Source organism: Herminiimonas sp. Marseille-P9896 (assembly GCF_903993245.1).
In the GTDB taxonomy this organism is placed as follows: Bacteria; Pseudomonadota; Gammaproteobacteria; order Burkholderiales; family Burkholderiaceae_D; genus Oxalicibacterium; species Oxalicibacterium contaminans.
On sequence record NZ_CAJEVT010000001.1, the window covers coordinates 518,288 to 539,528 of the forward strand.

At 51.6% G+C, this 21,241-nt stretch carries 14 protein-coding genes and 1 pseudogene; all 15 read left to right on the forward strand.

Features of this window, described 5'->3' with window-relative positions:
- Positions 1 to 3 precede the first annotated feature (3 nt).
- Positions 4 to 381 (forward strand): 50S ribosomal protein L7/L12, encoded by a 378-nt coding sequence (gene rplL / locus H7U06_RS02510; RefSeq protein WP_124575665.1) that lies wholly within the window; start codon positions 4 to 6, stop codon positions 379 to 381.
- A 265-nt stretch (positions 382 to 646) separates the two neighbouring features.
- Complete coding sequence (gene rpoB, locus H7U06_RS02515) at positions 647 to 4,753, forward strand: DNA-directed RNA polymerase subunit beta (RefSeq protein WP_175624639.1); 4,107 nt, start codon at positions 647 to 649, stop codon at positions 4,751 to 4,753.
- Positions 4,754 to 5,015: 262 nt separating this feature from the next.
- The gene (gene rpoC / locus H7U06_RS02520) at positions 5,016 to 9,260 is read left to right on the forward strand and encodes a DNA-directed RNA polymerase subunit beta' (RefSeq protein ID WP_175624640.1); all 4,245 of its coding nucleotides are present in this window, start codon (positions 5,016 to 5,018) and stop codon (positions 9,258 to 9,260) included.
- A 361-nt stretch (positions 9,261 to 9,621) separates the two neighbouring features.
- Positions 9,622 to 11,886 (forward strand): TonB-dependent hemoglobin/transferrin/lactoferrin family receptor, encoded by a 2,265-nt coding sequence (locus tag H7U06_RS02525; protein WP_175624641.1) that lies wholly within the window; start codon positions 9,622 to 9,624, stop codon positions 11,884 to 11,886.
- A 64-nt stretch (positions 11,887 to 11,950) separates the two neighbouring features.
- Positions 11,951 to 13,075, forward strand: a complete 1,125-nt coding sequence (locus H7U06_RS02530; RefSeq protein ID WP_175624642.1) for a hemin-degrading factor — start codon at positions 11,951 to 11,953, stop codon at positions 13,073 to 13,075.
- A 308-nt stretch (positions 13,076 to 13,383) separates the two neighbouring features.
- Positions 13,384 to 13,767, forward strand: coding sequence for a 30S ribosomal protein S12 (gene rpsL / locus H7U06_RS02535; RefSeq protein WP_175624643.1), 384 nt, complete (start codon positions 13,384 to 13,386; stop codon positions 13,765 to 13,767).
- 136 nt (positions 13,768 to 13,903) lie between these two features.
- Positions 13,904 to 14,374, forward strand: a complete 471-nt coding sequence (gene rpsG, locus H7U06_RS02540; RefSeq protein WP_175624644.1) for a 30S ribosomal protein S7 — start codon at positions 13,904 to 13,906, stop codon at positions 14,372 to 14,374.
- A gap of 122 nt (positions 14,375 to 14,496) precedes the next feature.
- Entirely contained in the window at positions 14,497 to 16,605 is a 2,109-nt protein-coding gene (gene fusA / locus H7U06_RS02545; RefSeq protein WP_175624645.1) for an elongation factor G, read from the forward strand.
- Between the two features lie 130 nt (positions 16,606 to 16,735).
- Positions 16,736 to 17,926, forward strand: coding sequence for an elongation factor Tu (gene tuf, locus H7U06_RS02550; protein ID WP_175624646.1), 1,191 nt, complete (start codon positions 16,736 to 16,738; stop codon positions 17,924 to 17,926).
- Positions 17,927 to 17,941: 15 nt separating this feature from the next.
- Positions 17,942 to 18,154: pseudogene (gene tuf / locus H7U06_RS02555) on the forward strand (elongation factor Tu); the annotation flags it as partial.
- Between the two features lie 89 nt (positions 18,155 to 18,243).
- Positions 18,244 to 18,576 (forward strand): 30S ribosomal protein S10, encoded by a 333-nt coding sequence (gene rpsJ, locus H7U06_RS02560; RefSeq protein ID WP_012081250.1) that lies wholly within the window; start codon positions 18,244 to 18,246, stop codon positions 18,574 to 18,576.
- 221 nt (positions 18,577 to 18,797) lie between these two features.
- Positions 18,798 to 19,472 carry a 50S ribosomal protein L3 gene (gene rplC / locus H7U06_RS02565; RefSeq protein WP_175624647.1) on the forward strand — a complete coding sequence of 225 codons (675 nt, stop codon included), beginning with the start codon at positions 18,798 to 18,800 and terminating at the stop codon, positions 19,470 to 19,472.
- 3 nt (positions 19,473 to 19,475) lie between these two features.
- Positions 19,476 to 20,096, forward strand: a complete 621-nt coding sequence (gene rplD, locus H7U06_RS02570) for a 50S ribosomal protein L4 (protein WP_175624648.1) — start codon at positions 19,476 to 19,478, stop codon at positions 20,094 to 20,096.
- On the forward strand, positions 20,093 to 20,410 hold the full coding sequence (gene rplW, locus H7U06_RS02575; protein WP_124574223.1) for a 50S ribosomal protein L23: 318 nt from the start codon (positions 20,093 to 20,095) through the stop codon (positions 20,408 to 20,410). Before rplD ends, rplW begins: the two co-directional genes overlap by 4 nt.
- The gene (rplB, locus tag H7U06_RS02580; RefSeq protein WP_175624649.1) at positions 20,410 to 21,237 is read left to right on the forward strand and encodes a 50S ribosomal protein L2; all 828 of its coding nucleotides are present in this window, start codon (positions 20,410 to 20,412) and stop codon (positions 21,235 to 21,237) included. The genes rplW and rplB overlap by 1 nt, the downstream gene beginning before the upstream one ends.
- Positions 21,238 to 21,241 lie beyond the last annotated feature (4 nt).

Below are 21,241 nucleotides of genomic sequence, written 5' to 3' on the forward strand. Positions count from 1 at the left end.
CAAATGGCAATTAGCAAAGACGACATCCTGGAAGCCGTAGGCAACCTGACAGTTCTGGAACTGAATGACTTGGTAAAAGCATTCGAAGAAAAATTCGGCGTATCCGCTGCTGCAATGGCTGCTCCAGCAGCTGGCGGTGGTGCTGCTGGCGGCGCTGCTGCTGAAGAACAAACCGAATTCACCGTTGTTCTGGCCGACTTCGGCGCGAACAAAGTTGGTGTAATTAAAGCGGTTCGTGAAATCACCGGTCTGGGCTTGAAAGAAGCTAAAGATCTGGTGGATGCAGCACCAAAACCACTGAAAGAAGGCGTTTCGAAAGCAGACGCTGAAGCAGCTAAGAAAAAACTGGAAGAAGCTGGCGCAAAAGCCGAGATCAAGTAATCTCGATTTGCCCGCGCGACTTTACAGCGCCCGAGTCAAAGTTCGAAACCTCCCGAAAGGGCGGTTCGGCTTTGGCTCCTTTGTCGTTCTTGATTCTAAGTGGCCAAGGGCAGACTTGATAGGTTTCATGTAATCTTGTCAGCATTTGGTTGTTAAAGGGCAGAGACTTGAGGTTTCAATGTTTCGAATTGTGCAATGTTTGCAATTCGGCAATGCAGCCTGAATCCTGAATTCTCTATCCTTCCCTGTCACTCACGGAGTGTCCATGCACTACTCATTTACTGAGAAAAAGCGCATTCGCAAATCATTCGCGAAACGCGCTAACGTTCACAACGTTCCGTTCCTGCTGGCGACCCAGCTCGAGTCTTACCACGGCTTTTTGCAAGAAGACAAGATACCGTCCCAACGCAAAAATGAAGGTCTGCAATCTGCCTTCACGTCTATTTTCCCTATCGTTTCGCACAATGGTTTTGCGCGTCTCGAATTCTTGTCGTATGTGCTCGGCGATCCGCCGTTCAACATTAAAGAATGCCAACAACGTGGATTGACCTACGCGTCACCTCTGCGTGCCAAAGTTCGTCTGGTGATCCTGGATAAGGAATCGCCAACCAAGCCTGTCGTTAAAGAAATGAAAGAACAGGAAGTTTACATGGGCGAATTGCCTTTGATGACTTCGACCGGTTCCTTCGTGATTAACGGTACAGAGCGCGTTATCGTGTCCCAGCTGCACCGTTCGCCTGGCGTGTTCTTTGAACATGACCGCGGCAAGACTCACTCGTCCGGTAAATTGCTGTTCTCGGCACGTATCATTCCTTACCGTGGTTCATGGCTGGATTACGAATTCGATCCGAAAGACATCCTGTTCTTCCGCGTCGATCGTCGTCGTAAGATGCCTGTCACCATCCTGTTGAAAGCTATCGGCATGACACCGGAGCAAATCCTCGAAAACTTCTTCGTTTTCGACGATTTCGCATTGCATTCGGATGGCGCGGAAATGGCCTTCGTTGCAGAGCGTCTGCGCGGTGAAGTTGCTCGTTTCGACATCACAGACAAAGCCGGTAAAGTACTGGTCGCAAAAGACAAGCGTATCAACAGCAAGCACGTGCGTGATGTTGAAGCTGCTGGCATCAAAAACATCTCGGTACCAGAAGACTACCTGTTGGGTCGTATCCTGGCGAAAAACATCGTTGATACAGAAACTGGCGAAGTTATTGCCAGCGCCAACGATGAGCTGACCGAAGACCTGCTGGCACGCCTGCGCGAAGGTAAAGTAACCAATATCCAGACTCTGTACACCAACGATCTGGATCAAGGCGGCTACATCTCGCAAACACTGCGTATGGATGACACCACCGATCAGATGGCCGCGAAAGTCGCTATCTATCGCATGATGCGTCCAGGCGAACCGCCAACTGAAGATTCGGTTGAAGCGTTGTTCAACGGCTTGTTCTACAACGCAGATCGTTACGACCTGTCGGCTGTCGGCCGTATGAAATTCAACCGTCGTATCGGTCGCGATGAGCTGACCGGCGACATGACTCTGTCGAACGACGACGTACTGGCCGTGATCAAGATCCTGGTTGAGTTGCGCAATGGTCGCGGCGAAGTCGATGATATCGATCACTTGGGTAACCGTCGTGTACGTTGCGTCGGCGAATTGGCTGAGAACCAATTCCGTGCTGGTCTGGTTCGTGTTGAGCGCGCTGTTAAAGAGCGTCTCGGCCAGGCCGAAGCTGACAACCTGATGCCGCATGACCTGATCAACTCCAAGCCGATTTCGGCAGCGATCCGTGAATTCTTCGGTTCGTCGCAGTTGTCGCAGTTTATGGATCAAACCAACCCATTGTCGGAAATCACGCACAAACGTCGCGTTTCCGCTCTCGGACCTGGCGGCTTGACCCGTGAACGCGCTGGCTTTGAAGTACGTGACGTGCATCCGACCCACTACGGCCGTGTATGCCCGATTGAAACACCTGAAGGCCCGAACATTGGTCTGATCAACTCGCTGGCTTTGTATGCTCGCCTGAACGAATACGGTTTCCTGGAAACCCCATATCGTAAAGTCGTGAACAGCAAAATCACCGACCAGATCGACTACCTGTCCGCTATTGAAGAAGGTCGTTACATCATCGCTCAGGCGAACGCGACCATCGACAAAGCAGGCGCGCTGTCGGATGAATTGGTTTCCGCACGTGAAGCCGGCGAAACAATTCTGGTATCGCCAGAACGCGTTCAATACATGGACGTTGCGCCAGGCCAGGTCGTGTCGGTTGCTGCTTCGCTGATTCCGTTCCTCGAACACGATGATGCGAACCGCGCATTGATGGGTGCCAACATGCAACGTCAGGCAGTTCCTTGCTTGCGTCCAGAAAAAGCATTTGTCGGTACCGGTATCGAACGCACCGTGGCAGTTGACTCGGGCACGACAGTACAGGCATTGCGTGGCGGTATCGTTGATTACATCGATGCAGGCCGTGTCGTGATTCGCGTCAATGACGACGAAGCACAAGCGGGTGAAGTCGGTGTTGATATCTACAACCTGATCAAGTACACCCGTTCGAACCAGAACACCAATATTAACCAACGTCCTATCGTGCAAGTCGGCGATCGCGTTGCAAAACATGACGTCATCGCTGACGGCGCATCGACTGATCTGGGCGAATTGGCTCTGGGTCAAAACATGCTGGTCGCGTTTATGCCATGGAACGGTTACAACTTCGAAGATTCGATTCTGATCTCCGAAAAAGTTGTGGCTGATGACCGCTACACCTCGATTCACATCGAAGAGTTGTCGGTTGTGGCACGTGACACCAAGCTGGGTGCGGAAGAGATCACACGTGATATCTCCAATCTGGCTGAAAACCAACTGGCACGTCTGGATGAATCCGGTATCGTCTACATCGGTGCAGAAGTCACCGCTGGCGACACCCTGGTCGGTAAAGTAACGCCTAAAGGCGAAACCCAACTGACACCGGAAGAAAAACTGCTGCGTGCGATTTTCGGTGAAAAAGCATCCGACGTAAAAGATACATCGTTGCGCGTACCGTCCGGCATGGTCGGCACCGTAATCGACGTGCAAGTATTTACGCGCGAAGGTATTCCACGCGACAAACGTGCACAACAGATTATCGACGACGAACTGCAACGCTATCGTTTGGACTTGAACGATCAGCTGCGTATCGTTGAAGGCGATGCATTCCAACGTCTGGAAAAAATGTTGATCGGCAAAGTCGTCAACGGCGGTCCTAAGAAAATCGCTAAAGGCGCGAAAATCACTAAAGAGTATTTGGACGACCTGGACAAATACCACTGGTTCGATATTCGCCCTGCAGACGACACATCGGCAAATGCTTTGGAAGCTATCAAAGAATCCATCGCTGAAAAACGCCACCAGTTCGATCTGGCATTTGAAGAAAAACGTAAGAAACTGACGCAAGGCGACGAATTGCCGCCAGGCGTACAGAAGATGGTCAAAGTGTATCTGGCAGTCAAACGTCGCCTGCAACCTGGCGACAAGATGGCGGGTCGTCACGGTAACAAAGGTGTGGTATCACGCATCTTGCCTATCGAAGACATGCCACACATGGCTGACGGTACACCAGCAGACGTCGTGCTGAACCCGCTGGGTGTTCCATCGCGTATGAACGTTGGTCAGGTTCTGGAAGTTCACCTGGGCTGGGCTGCTAAAGGTCTGGGCTTGCGTATCGGCGAAATGCTGAATGCACAAGTACAAATCGCTGAACTGCGCAAGTTCCTGGGCGCGATTTATAACGAGTCGGGCAAAACAGAAGATCTGGACAACTTCAGCGATACAGAAATCCTGGAGCTGGCTGGTAACCTGAAAAACGGCGTGCCGTTCGCAACACCAGTGTTTGACGGTGCTGACGAAGCAGAAACCCGCCGCATGCTGGACCTGGCTTACCCGGATCACATTGCGAAGCAACTGGGCATGACCGCTTCCAAGAACCAGGTCACCATGTATGACGGTCGTACTGGTGAAGCGTTTGAACGTACAGTAACCGTCGGTTACATGCACTACCTCAAACTGCATCACTTGGTTGATGACAAGATGCATGCTCGTTCGACCGGTCCTTACTCGCTGGTTACACAGCAACCACTGGGCGGTAAAGCTCAGTTCGGTGGCCAGCGCTTCGGTGAGATGGAAGTCTGGGCACTGGAAGCATACGGCGCGTCCTACGTCTTGCAAGAGATGTTGACCGTCAAGTCCGATGACGTGAATGGCCGTACCAAAGTGTACGAAAATCTCGTCAAGGGTGACCACGTCATCGACGCCGGCATGCCGGAATCCTTCAACGTTCTCGTTAAGGAAATCCGCTCGCTGGGTATCGACATCGACCTGGAACGCGATTGATGTAAAGCAGGGGAGAAGCGAGTCGCTTCTCCATTCGCTGTTTGGAATTTGAAGTAAAAGCAGTCAGTAAAAAATAGTAGTAGCGAAATAGTAAGAACGAAATAGCAGTTTTTGGTAGTGTCGTCTGTCCCGGTATGCGCGGAACTCAGCTCGTGAAGATAGCTTCAGGCTCAGCTCTCCCGCCCATGCGAACAGGGTATAAAGCAGCGCCGCCACTACCGTCTCATCATCAAGCGTTTTTTCACGCCAACTGGAGTGATACATGAAAGCACTGCTCGATCTATTCAAGCAAGTTCAGCAAAATGAACAATTCGACGCGATCAAAATTGGTCTGGCGTCCCCTGAAAAAATCCGTTCGTGGTCCTACGGCGAAGTTAAAAAGCCGGAAACCATCAACTATCGTACGTTCAAGCCTGAACGCGATGGCCTGTTCTGCGCAAAAATCTTTGGCCCGATCAAAGATTACGAATGCCTTTGCGGCAAATACAAACGCCTGAAACACCGCGGCGTTATCTGCGAAAAATGCGGCGTTGAAGTTACGCTGGCCAAAGTGCGTCGTGAACGCATGGGTCACATCGAACTGGCATCGCCAACCGCACACATCTGGTTCCTGAAATCGCTGCCATCCCGTCTGGGTATGGTGCTCGACATGACCCTGCGCGATATCGAACGCGTCCTGTATTTCGAAGCCTACGTTGTGACCGATCCAGGCATGACCCCGCTGAAAAAATGCCAGATCATGTCGGAAGACGACTACGCTGCCAAATACGAAGAATTCGGCGATGACTTCACCGCTTTCATGGGCGCTGAAGGTATCCGCGAATTGCTGCGCGCTATCGACATCGATCGCGATGCTGAAATGCTGCGTCAGGAATTGAAAGATTCCAAATCCGAAGCCAAGATCAAAAAATACGCGAAGCGCCTGAAAGTGCTGGAAGCGTTCCAACGTTCGGGTATCAAACCTGACTGGATGATCATGGAAGTGTTGCCAGTCTTGCCGCCAGAACTGCGCCCATTGGTGCCGCTGGATGGTGGTCGCTTCGCAACCTCCGATCTGAACGATCTGTATCGCCGCGTCATCAACCGTAACAACCGTTTGAAGCGTCTGATGGAGCTCCGTGCACCGGAAATCATCACCCGCAACGAAAAACGTATGTTGCAAGAAGCAGTTGACTCGCTGCTGGACAACGGCCGTCGCGGCAAAGCGATGACCGGTGCTAACAAGCGTCCACTGAAATCGCTGGCCGAAATGATCAAAGGCAAGGGCGGTCGTTTCCGTCAAAACTTGCTGGGCAAACGCGTCGATTACTCGGGTCGTTCCGTTATCGTCGTGGGCCCACAACTGAAATTGCATCAATGCGGTTTGCCGAAACTGATGGCGCTGGAACTGTTCAAGCCATTCATTTTCAACAAGCTCGAATTGATGGGCCTGGCTACTACGATCAAGGCAGCTAAAAAACTGGTTGAGATCCAGGAACCAGTCGTTTGGGACATCCTGGAAGACGTGATCCGTGAACATCCGGTCATGCTGAACCGCGCGCCTACCTTGCATCGTCTGGGTATCCAGGCGTTTGAACCAGTCCTGATCGAAGGTAAAGCGATCCAGTTGCACCCACTGGTCTGTGCTGCATTTAACGCTGACTTTGACGGCGATCAAATGGCGGTTCACGTTCCATTGTCGATCGAAGCACAGATGGAAGCACGCACCTTGATGCTGGCTTCGAACAACATCCTGTTCCCATCGAACGGCGAACCATCGATCGTTCCTTCGCAAGATATCGTGTTGGGTCTGTACTACGCGAGCCGCGAAGCGATCAACGCCAAGGGCGAAGGCATGATGTTCCCGGACGTGTCCGAAGTCATCCGTGCTTACGACAACAAGATGGTTGAGCTGGCGACCCGTATCACTGTTCGTATCACCGAGTATCCAAAAAATGTGGAAACCGGCGAATTCGAAAAAACAGTTACCCGCTACGAAACCACGGTTGGTCGTGCGATCCTGTCCGAAATTCTGCCTAAAGGCTTGCCGTTCTCAGTTCTGAACCGCGCGCTGAAAAAGAAAGAAATTTCGCGTCTGATCAACTTGTCCTTCCGTAAGTGCGGTCTGCGCGCAACGGTCGTATTCGCTGATCAATTGCTGCAATCGGGCTTCCGTCTGGCAACCCGTGCCGGTATCTCGATCTGCGTTGACGACATGCTGGTACCTAAGCAAAAAGTTGACATCATCGCGACCGCTGAAAGTGAAGTTAAACAAATCGAACAGCAGTACTCGTCCGGTCTGGTTACTGCTGGCGAACGTTACAACAAAGTGGTTGATATCTGGGGCAAAGCAGGCGACGACGTCGGCAAGGCCATGATGGATCAACTCAAAGTTGAAGACGTCACCAAACGTGATGGCACCAAAACAACACAAGAATCGTTCAATGCGATTTACATGATGGCCGACTCCGGTGCGCGCGGTTCCGCGGCACAGATTCGTCAGCTGGCCGGTATGCGTGGCCTGATGGCGAAACCGGATGGTTCCATTATTGAAACGCCGATCACCGCGAACTTCCGCGAAGGTCTGAACGTTTTGCAGTACTTCATCTCGACTCACGGTGCGCGTAAAGGTCTGGCCGATACCGCTCTGAAAACAGCGAACTCGGGTTACCTGACACGTCGTCTGGTTGACGTGACACAAGATCTGGTTGTGATCGAAGACGACTGCGGCACCTCGAACGGCGCATCGATGAAAGCGCTGGTTGAAGGTGGTGAAGTGATCGAAGCATTGCGTGACCGTATCCTGGGTCGCGTTGCTGCAAACGACATCGTCAATCCTGAAACACAGGCAACCCTGTACGCGGCTGGCACCTTGCTGGACGAAGACATGGTTGAAGAAATCGAACGCCTCGGCATCGATGAAGTAAAAGTACGTACACCGTTGACTTGCGACACCCGCTTTGGCCTGTGCGCACAATGTTACGGTCGTGACCTCGGTCGCGGCACACTGGTCAACGCCGGTGAAGCAGTTGGTGTGGTGGCAGCGCAATCGATTGGTGAGCCAGGTACACAGCTGACCATGCGTACCTTCCACATCGGTGGTGCAGCGTCGCGTGCCGCAGTGGCATCGTCGGTTGAAGCTAAATCGAACGGTACCGTTCGTTTCACCGCGACCATGCGTTATGTCACCAACGGCAAAGGCGGTCAGATCGTCATTTCCCGTTCCGGTGAAGTGCTGATTACCGATGACTACGGCCGTGAACGTGAACGTCATAAAGTACCGTACGGTGCAACCCTGATCGTCAAAGACGGCATGGTTATCAAAGCCGGTGCAGCATTGGCAACATGGGATCCGCTGACCCGTCCTATCATTACCGAATACACCGGTACGGTGAAATTCGAGAACGTAGAAGAAGGTTCGACCGTTGCTCGTCAGATCGACGAAGTGACCGGTCTGTCGACCCTGGTTGTTATCGATGCGAAACGTCGTGGTTCGGTGACCAAAACTGTACGTCCACAGGTCAAACTGTTGAACGAACAAGGCGAAGAAGTGAAGATCGCCGGTACCGAACACGCAGTGACCATCGGCTTCCAGGTTGGTGCGTTGATTACCGTGAAAGACGGTCAGCAAGTTACTGTCGGTGAAGTACTGGCGCGTATCCCGACCGAATCGCAGAAAACACGTGACATCACCGGTGGTCTGCCGCGTGTTGCCGAGTTGTTCGAAGCGCGTTCGCCGAAAGATGCCGGTATGCTGGCTGAAGTCACAGGTACTGTGGCATTCGGTAAGGAAACCAAAGGTAAGCAACGTCTGGAAATCACAGACATGGACGGCAACAAGCACGAGTTCCTGATCACCAAGGACAAACAAGTGCTGGTACATGACGGCCAGGTTGTGAACAAAGGCGAGATGATTGTTGACGGTCCAGCTGATCCACAAGACATCTTGCGCCTGTTGGGTATCGAAGCGCTGGCACGTTACATCGTTGACGAAGTTCAAGACGTGTACCGTTTGCAAGGCGTGAAGATCAACGACAAGCACATTGAAGTGATCGTGCGTCAAATGTTGCGTCGCGTTCAAGTGGTTGATGCTGGCGATGCGAACTACATCGTTGGTGAACAAGTTGAGCGTTCCGAACTGTTGGACGAAAACGATCGCGTCATTGCTCTGGGCAAAATCCCTGCAACCTACGAAAACGTATTGCTGGGTATTACCAAAGCATCGCTGTCGACCGATTCCTTCATCTCGGCTGCTTCGTTCCAGGAAACAACTCGTGTTCTGACCGAAGCTGCGATCATGGGCAAAAAAGACGGCTTGCGCGGTCTGAAAGAAAACGTGATCGTTGGTCGTCTGATCCCGGCTGGTACAGGTCTGGCATTCCACCGTGCCCGCAAGGAAAAAGACACATGGGAAGCAGAAGAACGTGCAGCACTGTTGCAATCGGAAAAAGCTGCACGCGCAGCAGAAGCCGAAGCGCAATTTGCTGACATCTCCAGCGTTCCGGACAGCGATACCGACGCGTCTTAATCACTACGCGTTTCAAGCATCAAAAACGGCATCAGGAGCAATCCTGGTGCCGTTTTTTTATATTCGCGGGCTTTTTCACAGGCTGACGGCAGCACCAGAAAAAGTGCGCAAAATGGCAAGGGATGCGAGGCTGTTGCAAGAAAGCGTCAGATTCCTCCTTATCAACAAAAATACATCAAATAATAATCATTATCATTTGCATGCTGCGCTATGATCTGGATCCTGATGAGCGTCGATAGACGTAATCACCAACCATATAGCGTGTTTCTCCCTCTGGAAACGCCACGCGCACAATCTAAAAACTAAGGCAGCCAGCATTTGTTTAGCGAGCAACCTATCCATTATTCAAGGAACGGTTGCTATGAAGCTATCAAAGAACAAACTCGCCCTGGCCACCATGCTCGTACTGCAGCAGTGGCCAGCACATCATGCTGGCGCGCAACAAATCGCTAAACTCGACGAAATTACCGTTACATCCACACGTGGGCTGGGTGGTGACATCAACCGCGCCGCGGCGACTGTCTCTGTGGTCACGGCAGAAGAAATCGAACAGCAGAATGCCAAAGATATCAAGGATGCATTGCGCTATGAGCCGGGTGTCGAGGTCAGGCGCTCAGTCTCCCGTACCAGTGGTATCAGTGGTGCTAGTGCGACTGCGGGGCGCGGTGGAAATGAAGGGATCACCATACGCGGACTGGACGGCAATCGTGTGCTGTTGCTGGAAGATGGCGTTCCGGTTCCGCGCGCTTTCAGTGTCGGTACCCTGAGTGCCGGGCGTGGCAGCTATCTGAATACGGATCTGTATCAGCGCATTGAAGTTTTGCGGGGGCCGGCCTCATCGATGTATGGCAGTGATGGTTTGACTGGCGCAGTTAACTTTGTCGTCAAAGATCCGCAGGATTACCTGAATATTTTCAACAAGAGCACTTACTTCTCGCTTCGCCCTTCTTACGATTCGGTTGATAACAGCTTCGGGACGAGCGGTACGTTCGCCGTGGGCGGTGAGCGTTGGCAAGGTATGTTGTTGCTAAATGCGCGTCATGGTAAAGAAACAGATAACAAGGGTGATCGCGATATCACCGGCACCAACCGCACAGCGCCGGATCCATTGACCTATGACACACAATCCGTGCTGGGTCGTGTGGTATTCCGTGCAACGTCCAAGGATGTCTTCAAGTGGACACTGGCAACGACTGAAAACAAAACTTCAGGCAGCAGCCCGTCTGCAATAGGCCCTGCTGCAGGTGGTACTTTTGTTACCGGATATCAAACCAGCGGCAAAGTGCAAAGTGATCGCTTCACGTTTGCTTATGAACGCGACGATGCCGATAACCCGGTAGTACAAAAAATCCGCGCCAATGTCTTCTATCGGGATGCCAACACAAACCAATACACGTTTGAAAGTGGTACTGGTACAGCCCGTCCGCGCTTCCGTGATGTGACTTACAAAGATGAGGCCATCGGTGGTGGTGTGATGGCCGAAAGCAGCTTTAACGTCGGTGGCATTAAAAATCAATTGGTGTATGGATTTGATGTCAGCAGAAGTCAGCTAAGCCAGCAAGCAACGGGAACCAGCTGGACTACCTGTACCGGTACGCAGTACTGCGAACTTTTCCCTAAAACGAATTACTCGATTTTCGGCGCGTACATACAGGACGATATACGCATAGGGAAATTGAGTGTGATTCCTGGTTTGCGCTATGACTCGTATGAGCTCGATCCCAAGGCCAGTGTTCGCTATGACGCACAAGCGAATGCAAATGGGCAGCCGGCTGCGCGTAGCAAAGACAATGCGCTCTCGCCACGACTCGCATTCCTGTATGAGGTGACGCCGGCGTTTGTGCCCTATGCGCAATATGCACGTGGGTTCCGTGCACCGTCGCCACATGAAGTGAACTCTTACTTCAACAATGTCGGTATTCCTAATCAATCGTATATGCAGATCGCTAATCCGAACCTCAAAGCGGAAACCAGCAACTCGTATGAGATCGGTTTGCGCGGCAAGGTTGATCTGGCGGATAGCCGTGTGCGCTATAGCGCGGCGGCATTTGCCGGACGGTATAAGAACTTTATCGAACTGGTACAGATAGGCGGCAACTTCCAGGTTGCGACCCCAGCTATCAACCAATACATCAACTCTGCCCGCGCCAATATCCATGGCGTAGAAGCGCGCGTCGACTGGCGCTGGAATTCAGGCTGGACCTTGCGTGGCGGTTTTGCTTACACCCAGGGCGACAGTATTAATCGCAACGGTGTAAAAACCGGACTGGATACTGTTGCGCCGCTGTCGGTGGTGACTGGCTTGCGTTATGAGCCAAATCAGACCTGGTTCGTTCAGGGAGATTTGGTGTACGCCGCAGCTAAAAAACGTGGCGATCTTGCGAGCCCGAATGTCGGCACACAACCAGCATTTGTCCCATCGTCATTTGCCATTCTTGATGTATTCAGCGGTTACCGCGTGAACAAAAACGTCAGCTTCAATGCAGGCATACGCAACCTGTTTGATCGCAAATACTGGGTATGGAATGACATCCGTGGTTTGGGTCTGGCGAGTACGGCAACCAATCTGGATGCCTATACCTCACCAGGTCGCAGTTTCAATGTGAGCATGAAAATAGAGTACTAATCGCGTCATTGCGACGACTCGTGTAGAAACGGGGCGTCGCTTATTTTTTATAGAAAGAGAAAATATGAGATACACAAAATTGATGGCTGCGCTGCTGGCGACGCTGGCACTGTCCGGAAACGCCATGGCGGATGCCGACGCTGATGCGCTCAAGGCCAAGCAGGTGGCATTGCAGGCTGAGCAACCAGGTCTGTTTGCGCGAGATATCGCGCAAAAGCTCGGCGTCAGTGAGGCGAAGTTGCTGGCGGCTGATATTGGTCGTGGCGCGACATTGCTGCGTTCAGATGTGGCTACTTATAAAGCGCTGTTTAACCGTATGCACGAACTGGGGCGCATCAAGGCGATTACCCGTAATGAAAACGGCGTAATCGAGCGTACCGCAGTCGCGCTGCCACCCAAGCTGGATGATCAGGGGCGCGTGAAGCCGGGTAGCGGCTTTGTCGGTACTGATATCGATCTGCGTTTCAAGATGGACAGCTGGGGTTATGTATTCGCCGTGGTTGCGCCACGCACGGGTGGCCGGACCAGCCGCAGTTTCCAATTCTTTGACAAGAATGGCGAAGCGATCCACAAGGTCTACCTGAACGATGAAAAAGGCGTGCCAGCGTTTGAGAAGCTGGTTACCGAATACAAGGCCGCAGATCAAAAGCCGGACTGGACCGTGGTCATGCCGAAACAGGCCAAGCCGCTGACGGATATGCATATCAAGGAATTACGCACTGCCTGGTATGAAATGACAGACGTGCATGAATTCCAGCGCCTGATCAATGACTTCGGTATCTCGCGTGAACGTGCGTTTGAGGTAATCGGTACGGATGCGGCCTACAAGATCACCGGCAAATCGGTGGAAACCTTGCTGGAAACAGCATCCAAACGCGAACAGCCGATTATGGTGTTCGTGAGCAACTCTGGCATGGTGCAGATCTATAGCGGCCTGATCGAGAAAACCGAAGCCAAGAATGGCTGGTTCAACGTGCTGGATCCGGACTTTGATTTACACTTGCGTCAATCCGGTGTCGACCACGGCTGGGTAGTGCGCCGTCCGGCCAAGAGCGGGACGATTACCTCGGTAGAGTTCTACGATACCAAAGGTGAGCAAGTTGTTAACTTTTTCTCGCGCCGCGATCCGGGCAAGGAAGAAACCAAGGTTTGGCGTGATATAGTTGCCAATCTGCCACAATTGCAATAACTTCTGCAGGGATATGCCGCTGCGCGCGTAGCAATTACGCATCGACCGCAGCGGCAGATGAAAAACTGTCCTTGACCCTCCATAATTTGAGGAATATACTCGCGAGTTCTCGATTTTAAGCTCTGCTGGGCTTAAGCGTTCTTTGGTCTGCCGTGTTGTATTTCCTTCCTGGCAATTCTTGCGCGCTTTTTCCTTCATGGTTCAATCGAGCCGCGCGTTGATTTAATTCTTCCGCAATGATTCTTTAGTCCCCGGACAACCGTTTTCGGGTTCGTATTATTAATGTTGTACTAGCTGGATAGAGAGCGATGCCAACCATCAATCAACTGATTCGCCAGCCGCGTGTTTCTGCACGCGTCAAGAGCAAATCGCCGGCGCTGGAAAACAGCCCGCAAAAACGTGGCGTATGTACCCGCGTTTACACCACAACTCCAAAAAAGCCTAACTCGGCTTTGCGTAAAGTTGCCAAAGTTCGTCTGACCAACGGTTTCGAAGTTATTTCGTATATCGGCGGTGAAGGCCACAACCTGCAAGAACATAGCGTCGTGCTGCTGCGCGGCGGTCGTGTAAAAGATTTGCCGGGTGTGCGTTATCACATGGTTCGCGGCGCATTGGATACCCAAGGTGTTAAAGACCGTAAACAAGCACGTTCGAAGTACGGTACCAAGCGTGCTAAGGCTGCTAAGAAGTAATTAAAGTTTTTCGCAGTCTCTGCGAAATGAGTGTCGGTCCCCAATGGGCCGAGTAAGTGGGTGGTTATGATGATCATCCGCGAGTGTACGGCGAATTTGTCACCGTGTACTCAACTGAAGATTGAAAGGAATCGAAATGCCACGTCGTCGTGAAGTTCCCAAGCGGGAAATCCTGCCAGATCCGAAGTTCGGCAATGTTGATGTTGCCAAGTTCGTTAACGTTTTGATGTTGTCCGGTAAAAAATCGGTCGCAGAAAACATCATCTACGGTGCTTTTGAGCACATCCAAAGCAAATCCGGTAAAGACCCGCTGGAAGTGTTTGCTGCTGCAATCGCAAACTGCAAACCATTGGTTGAAGTGAAATCCCGTCGCGTTGGTGGTGCAAACTACCAGGTGCCGGTTGAAGTGCGTCCAGTCCGTCGTATGGCTTTGTCCATGCGTTGGTTGCGTGAAGCTGCAAACAAGCGCAGCGAAAAATCGATGCCACAACGTCTGGCTGGCGAATTGCTCGAAGCGGCTGAAAGCCGTGGCGGTGCAATGAAAAAGCGCGACGAAGTTCACCGTATGGCAGAAGCGAACAAAGCGTTCTCGCACTTCCGCTTCTAATAAAAGTAGCGCCAATGCATTTGTATTGGCGTTTGTCTGCTTATATAAATTGTTCGAAGCCGGGCACCTCATTTAAAAAAATGATGCTCGGTTTTGTTCGTTAAAGAGATATTGGATTAATCATGGCTCGCAAGACCCCCATTGAGCGTTACCGCAATATCGGTATTTCGGCTCACATTGACGCTGGTAAAACCACCACGACCGAGCGCGTCCTGTTCTACACCGGCGTAAACCACAAGCTGGGTGAAGTGCATGATGGTGCTGCTACCACCGACTGGATGGAACAGGAACAAGAGCGCGGCATCACGATTACATCGGCTGCTGTTACTTGCTTCTGGAAGGGCATGGCGAACAATTTCCCAGCGCATCACATCAACATCATTGATACCCCGGGCCACGTTGACTTCACCATTGAAGTTGAACGCTCGATGCGCGTACTCGATGGCGCCTGCATGGTTTACTGTGCAGTGGGTGGTGTGCAGCCGCAATCTGAAACAGTTTGGCGTCAAGCTAACAAGTACAAAGTCCCACGTTTGGCATTCGTCAACAAGATGGATCGTACCGGCGCGAACTTCTTCAAAGTCTACGATCAAATGCGCGCGCGTTTGAAAGCTAACCCTGTGCCTATGCAAGTGCCTATCGGCGCGGAAGATTCGTTCGCAGGTGTGGTCGATCTGGTCAAGATGAAAGCGATCATCTGGGACGACGCTTCGCAAGGTATGAAGTTTGAATACGGCGATATCCCAGCTGCGCAATTGGCTGATGCACAAAAATGGCGTGAAAACATGGTTGAGTCCGCTGCTGAAGCATCGGAAGAACTGATGAATAAATATCTGGAAGAGGGCGATCTGTCCGAAGCCGATATCAAGGCCGCTATTCGTCAACGCACCATCGCTGGTGAAATCGTTCCTATGCTGTGCGGTACTGCGTTTAAAAACAAAGGCGTACAAGCTATGTTGGACGCTGTTATCGAATACCTGCCATCGCCAGTGGATATTCCACCAGTGCCAGGCCTGGATGAAGATGATGAGCCTACCGTACGTAAATCGGAAGACACCGAGAAGTTCTCGGCGTTGGCATTCAAAATTGCTACCGATCCGTTCGTTGGTCAACTGTGCTTTATCCGTTGCTACTCGGGTACCCTGAATTCGGGCGACACCGTTTACAACTCGGTAAAAGAGAAAAAAGAGCGTATCGGTCGTATCGTTCAGATGCAAGCGAACCAACGTGAAGAAATCAAGGAAATGATGGCTGGCGATATCGCTGCTGTTGTTGGCTTGAAAGACACCACCACAGGCGATACCTTGTGCGACGACAAAGCTATTGTTGTCCTTGAGCGCATGGTCTTCCCTGAGCCAGTTATTTCGCAAGCTGTTGAGCCAAAAACCAAAGGCGATCAAGAGAAAATGGGCCTGGCGTTGAACCGTCTGGCGGCTGAAGATCCATCGTTCCGCGTGCGTACCGATGAAGAATCAGGTCAAACCATTATCGCTGGTATGGGTGAGTTGCATCTGGACATTATCGTCGATCGTATGAAGCGTGAATTCAACGTGGAAGCGACTGTTGGTAAGCCACAAGTTGCGTACCGCGAAACAATTCGCAAAACATGCGAAGAGATCGAAGGTAAATTCGTTAAGCAATCCGGTGGTCGTGGTCAGTACGGTCACGTGGTTCTGAAAATCGAACCGCAAGAACCAGGTACTGGTTTCGAATTCGTCGATGCGATCAAGGGCGGTACCGTTCCACGCGAATACATCCCTGCAGTTGAAAAAGGTGTGCGCGAAACATTGACCTCGGGTGTCCTCGCAGGTTACCCAGTGGTTGACGTTAAAGTCACTCTGTTCTTCGGTTCGTACCATGACGTCGATTCGAACGAAAACGCGTTCCGTATGGCTGCATCGATGGCATTCAAGGACGGCTGCCGTAAAGCAAGCCCGGTCATCCTCGAGCCTATGATGGCTGTGGAAGTTGAAACACCTGAAGACTACGCTGGTACCGTGATGGGCGATCTGTCCTCACGTCGCGGCATGGTTCAAGGTATGGATGAAATCGCGGGCGGCGGCGGCAAGATCATTAAAGCCGAAGTGCCTTTGTCCGAAATGTTTGGTTATGCGACATCGTTGCGTTCGGCAACACAAGGTCGTGCAACCTACTCGATGGAATTCAAGCACTACTCTGAAGCACCTAAGAACGTGATCGACGCAATCGTCACATCGAAGGCGCCTAAGTAATAGCAAGCGTTAAAGACCCGGGAGTCGGGCGTTGTGCATAGCTCCCGGGTCGGTAGTAAATCAATTTAAACGATGTCCGATGACGGGCATCCTAATGTAAATAAATCGTTCTTTTTGAAGGAAGAATAAAATGGCAAAAGGTAAATTCGAACGGACTAAGCCGCACGTGAATGTGGGCACAATTGGTCACGTCGATCATGGTAAAACCACGTTGACAGCTGCGATCGCGACTGTATTGTCGAAAAAATTCGGTGGCGAAGCAAAAGGCTACGATCAAATCGATAACGCGCCAGAAGAAAAAGCACGCGGTATCACGATCAACACCTCGCACGTTGAATACGAAACCGAAGCCCGCCACTACGCACACGTAGACTGCCCAGGCCACGCCGACTATGTTAAAAACATGATCACCGGCGCAGCACAAATGGACGGCGCGATCTTGGTTTGCTCCGCAGCAGACGGCCCAATGCCACAAACTCGCGAACACATCCTGTTGTCGCGTCAAGTTGGCGTTCCATACATCATCGTGTTCCTGAACAAGGCAGACATGGTTGATGATGCAGAACTGCTGGAACTGGTTGAAATGGAAGTGCGTGAGCTCCTCTCTAAATACGAATTCCCAGGCGACGACTTGCCTATCGTTAAAGGTTCGGCAAAACTGGCGCTGGAAGGCGACACCGGTCCATTGGGCGAACAAGCGATCCTGGCACTGGCCAACGCACTCGACACCTACATCCCAACACCAGAACGCGCAGTTGACGGCGCATTCCTGTTGCCAGTAGAAGACGTATTCTCGATCTCGGGTCGCGGTACAGTCGTTACCGGTCGTGTAGAACGCGGCATCATCAAAGTCGGCGAAGAGATCGAAATCGTTGGTATCCGTGATACCCAAAAAACCACCTGTACCGGTGTTGAAATGTTCCGCAAATTGCTGGATCAAGGTCAAGCTGGTGATAACGTTGGTGTATTGCTGCGCGGTACCAAGCGTGAAGACGTGGAACGTGGTCAAGTTCTGGCAAAACCAGGTTCGATCAAACCGCACAAACACTTCACAGGCGAAATCTACGTTCTGTCGAAAGACGAAGGCGGCCGTCACACCCCATTCTTCAACAACTATCGTCCACAGTTCTACTTCCGTACAACTGACGTAACTGGTTCGATCGAGTTGCCGAAAGACAAAGAAATGGTTATGCCAGGCGATAACGTGTCGATCACAGTGATGTTGATCAACCCAATCGCGATGGAAGAAGGTCTGCGTTTCGCGATCCGCGAAGGTGGCCGTACCGTTGGCGCAGGTGTTGTAGCCAAAATTATTGAGTAATAAACCNCATTCTTCAACAACTATCGTCCACAGTTCTACTTCCGTACAACTGACGTAACTGGTTCGATCGAGTTGCCGAAAGACAAAGAAATGGTTATGCCAGGCGATAACGTGTCGATCACAGTGATGTTGATCAACCCAATCGCGATGGAAGAAGGTCTGCGTTTCGCGATCCGCGAAGGTGGCCGTACCGTTGGCGCAGGTGTTGTAGCCAAAATTATTGAGTAATAAACCCGATTAAATGACAGGTAGCCCTGTCATTTAAATATCGCCGCGAGTGCTAACCCGCTCGCGGCTCGCTCTTTTAAGGAATCAAAATGTCAACAGCACCGAAATCAGCTCCAAACCAAAAGATCCGTATTCGTCTGAAAGCATTCGACTACCGTCTGATCGATCAATCGGCACTCGAAATCGTTGATACAGCAAAACGTACCGGCGCAGTTGTTAAGGGTCCAGTACCACTGCCAACACGCATCCAGCGTTTTGACGTTCTGCGTTCGCCGCACGTCAACAAGACTTCGCGCGACCAATTCGAAATCCGTACTCACGTTCGTTTGATGGACATCGTTGATCCAACTGACAAAACAGTTGACGCATTGATGAAACTGGATTTGCCAGCTGGTGTTGATGTAGAAATCAAGTTGCAATAATTGTGCATATGACAGGGGTGGCTCGGATAATTGAGCCAAATCCCCTGTTTATGCGGGCTGGGAACAACAATCCGCACATTTATGTGTTGTGGAAGCCTTGTTTACCGGTTACAATCTCGGGCTTCGCTATGGATTCCTCTTTGGAGTCCTTGTCGTATTCGTAGTTTTTGTAGTTTTAAATACATCAGCCCCGCCCAATCGTAGGTGGGAATGGAGAAAAAATGAACCAAAACCAAGATAAAGGCCAAGGCCTGCTTGGTCGCAAGGTTGGTATGATGCGCATCTTCACAGATGACGGGGATTCGATTCCTGTCACTGTGCTGGACGTGTCGAACAATCGTGTGACACAAATCAAAACGTCTGAAGTCGATGGTTATTCGGCTGTTCAGGTCGCCTTCGGCAGCCGTCGTGCTTCCCGCGTCAACAAAGCAGCAGCAGGTCACTATGCTAAAGCTGGTGTTGAAGCAGGCACAGTGCTCAAAGAATTCCGCGTTGCCGCTACTGCTGCTTCCGAACTGAAAGTTGGCGATGTTATCGCTGCCAGCCTGTTCGAAGTTGGTCAAAAAGTAGACGTGCAAGGTGTCACTATCGGTAAGGGTTACGCTGGTACCATCAAGCGTTACAACTTCAGCTCCGGTCGTGCAACCCACGGTAACTCCCGTTCGCATAATGTTCCAGGCTCCATCGGTATGGCGCAAGATCCAGGTCGCGTTTTCCCTGGTAAGCGCATGACCGGTCACCTGGGTGACGTTACTCGCACCACACAAAACCTCGAGATCGCTCGTATCGACGCTGATCGCCAACTGTTGTTGGTTAAAGGTGCTGTTCCTGGTGCAAAAAACGGTCAGGTGATTGTATCGCCGGCTGTTAAAGTCAAAGCAAAGAAGGGGGCTTAATCCATGGAACTCAAGCTCCTGAATGACCAAGGTCAAGCTGCTTCGAACGTTGCTGCGCCAGATACTATTTTCGGCCGTGACTACAACGAAGCGCTGATTCACCAAGTCGTCGTTGCTTATCAAGCAAACGCACGCAGCGGTAATCGCAAGCAAAAAGATCGTGAAGAAGTGCATCACACGACCAAAAAGCCATGGCGTCAAAAAGGTACGGGCCGTGCTCGTGCTGGTATGTCGTCTTCGCCTTTGTGGCGCGGCGGTGGTCGTATTTTCCCGAACTCGCCTGACGAAAATTTCTCGCACAAAGTTAACAAAAAGATGTATCGCGCAGGTGTTTGCTCGATCCTCTCCCAGTTGGCTCGCGAAGGTCGTCTCTCCGTAATCGAAAACCTGTCGGTTGATGCGCCTAAGACCAAGCTCTTGTCGCAAAAATTGAAAGGTATGGGTCTGGATTCCGTGCTCGTCATCACTGATAGCCTGGATGAAAACCTGTTGTTGGCATCGCGCAATCTGCCTAACGTGCTGATTTGCGAGCCACGTCATGCTGATCCAGTTTCGCTGGTCTTCTACAAGAAGATCCTGATCACGAAGCCGGCATTGGCCAAGATTGAGGAGATGCTGGCATGAGCGCGGTTCAGAAATATAGCGAAGAACGCCTGATGAAGGTGTTGTTGGCACCAGTCATTTCCGAGAAAGCTACTTTCGTTGCTGAAAAGAACGAACAAGTTGTTTTCCTCGTTATGCCAGATGCTACCAAGCCAGAAATCAAGGCTGCGGTTGAGCTGCTGTTCAAGGTTCAAGTTGAATCTGTTCAGGTGGCTAACCGTGAAGGTAAACAAAAACGTTCGGGCCGCTTCAATGGTCGCCGCAACCACACACGTCGTGCGTTTGTGTGCCTGAAGCCAGGTCAAGAAATCAACTTCACCGAGGAGGCTAAATAATGGCACTCGTTAAAGTCAAGCCGACCTCGCCTGGTCGCCGTGGCATGGTCAAGGTCGTTAATACCGACCTGTACAAAGGCCGTCCATTCGCAGGCCTGCTCGAAAAGAAATCAAAGACTGCTGGCCGTAACAACAACGGTCACATCACTACTCGCCACATCGGCGGTGGTCATAAGCAGCACTATCGCGTTATCGACTTCAAGCGCACTAAAGATGGTATCCCTGCGAAAGTGGAACGTATCGAATACGATCCTAACCGCACGGCTCACATCGCTTTGGTGTTGTATGCAGATGGCGAACGTCAATACATCATCGCAACCAAAGGTATGGCTGTTGGCGATCAATTGATGAATGGTTCGGAAGCGCCGATCAAATCGGGTAACTGCCTCCCTATCCGCAACATCCCAGTCGGTACCGTTATGCACTGCGTAGAAATGTTGCCAGGCAAGGGCGCGCAAATGGCGCGTACAGCTGGCGCTGGCGTAGTGTTGATGGCACGTGAAGGTACATACGCTCAAGTTCGTTTGCGTTCCGGTGAAGTTCGCCGTGTGCATATCGAATGCCGTGCAACCGTTGGTGAAGTTGGCAATGCTGAGCATAGCCTGCGCAAAATCGGTAAAGCAGGTGCGATGCGCTGGCGTGGTGTTCGTCCTACCGTTCGCGGTGTGGTCATGAACCCGGTTGATCACCCACACGGTGGTGGTGAAGGTAAAACGGCTGCAGGTCGTCACCCAGTATCGCCATGGGGCCAGCAGACAAAAGGCAAGAAGACACGCAGCAACAAGCGTACTACTTCTATGATCGTCTCGCGTCGCGGCAAGAAATAAGGAT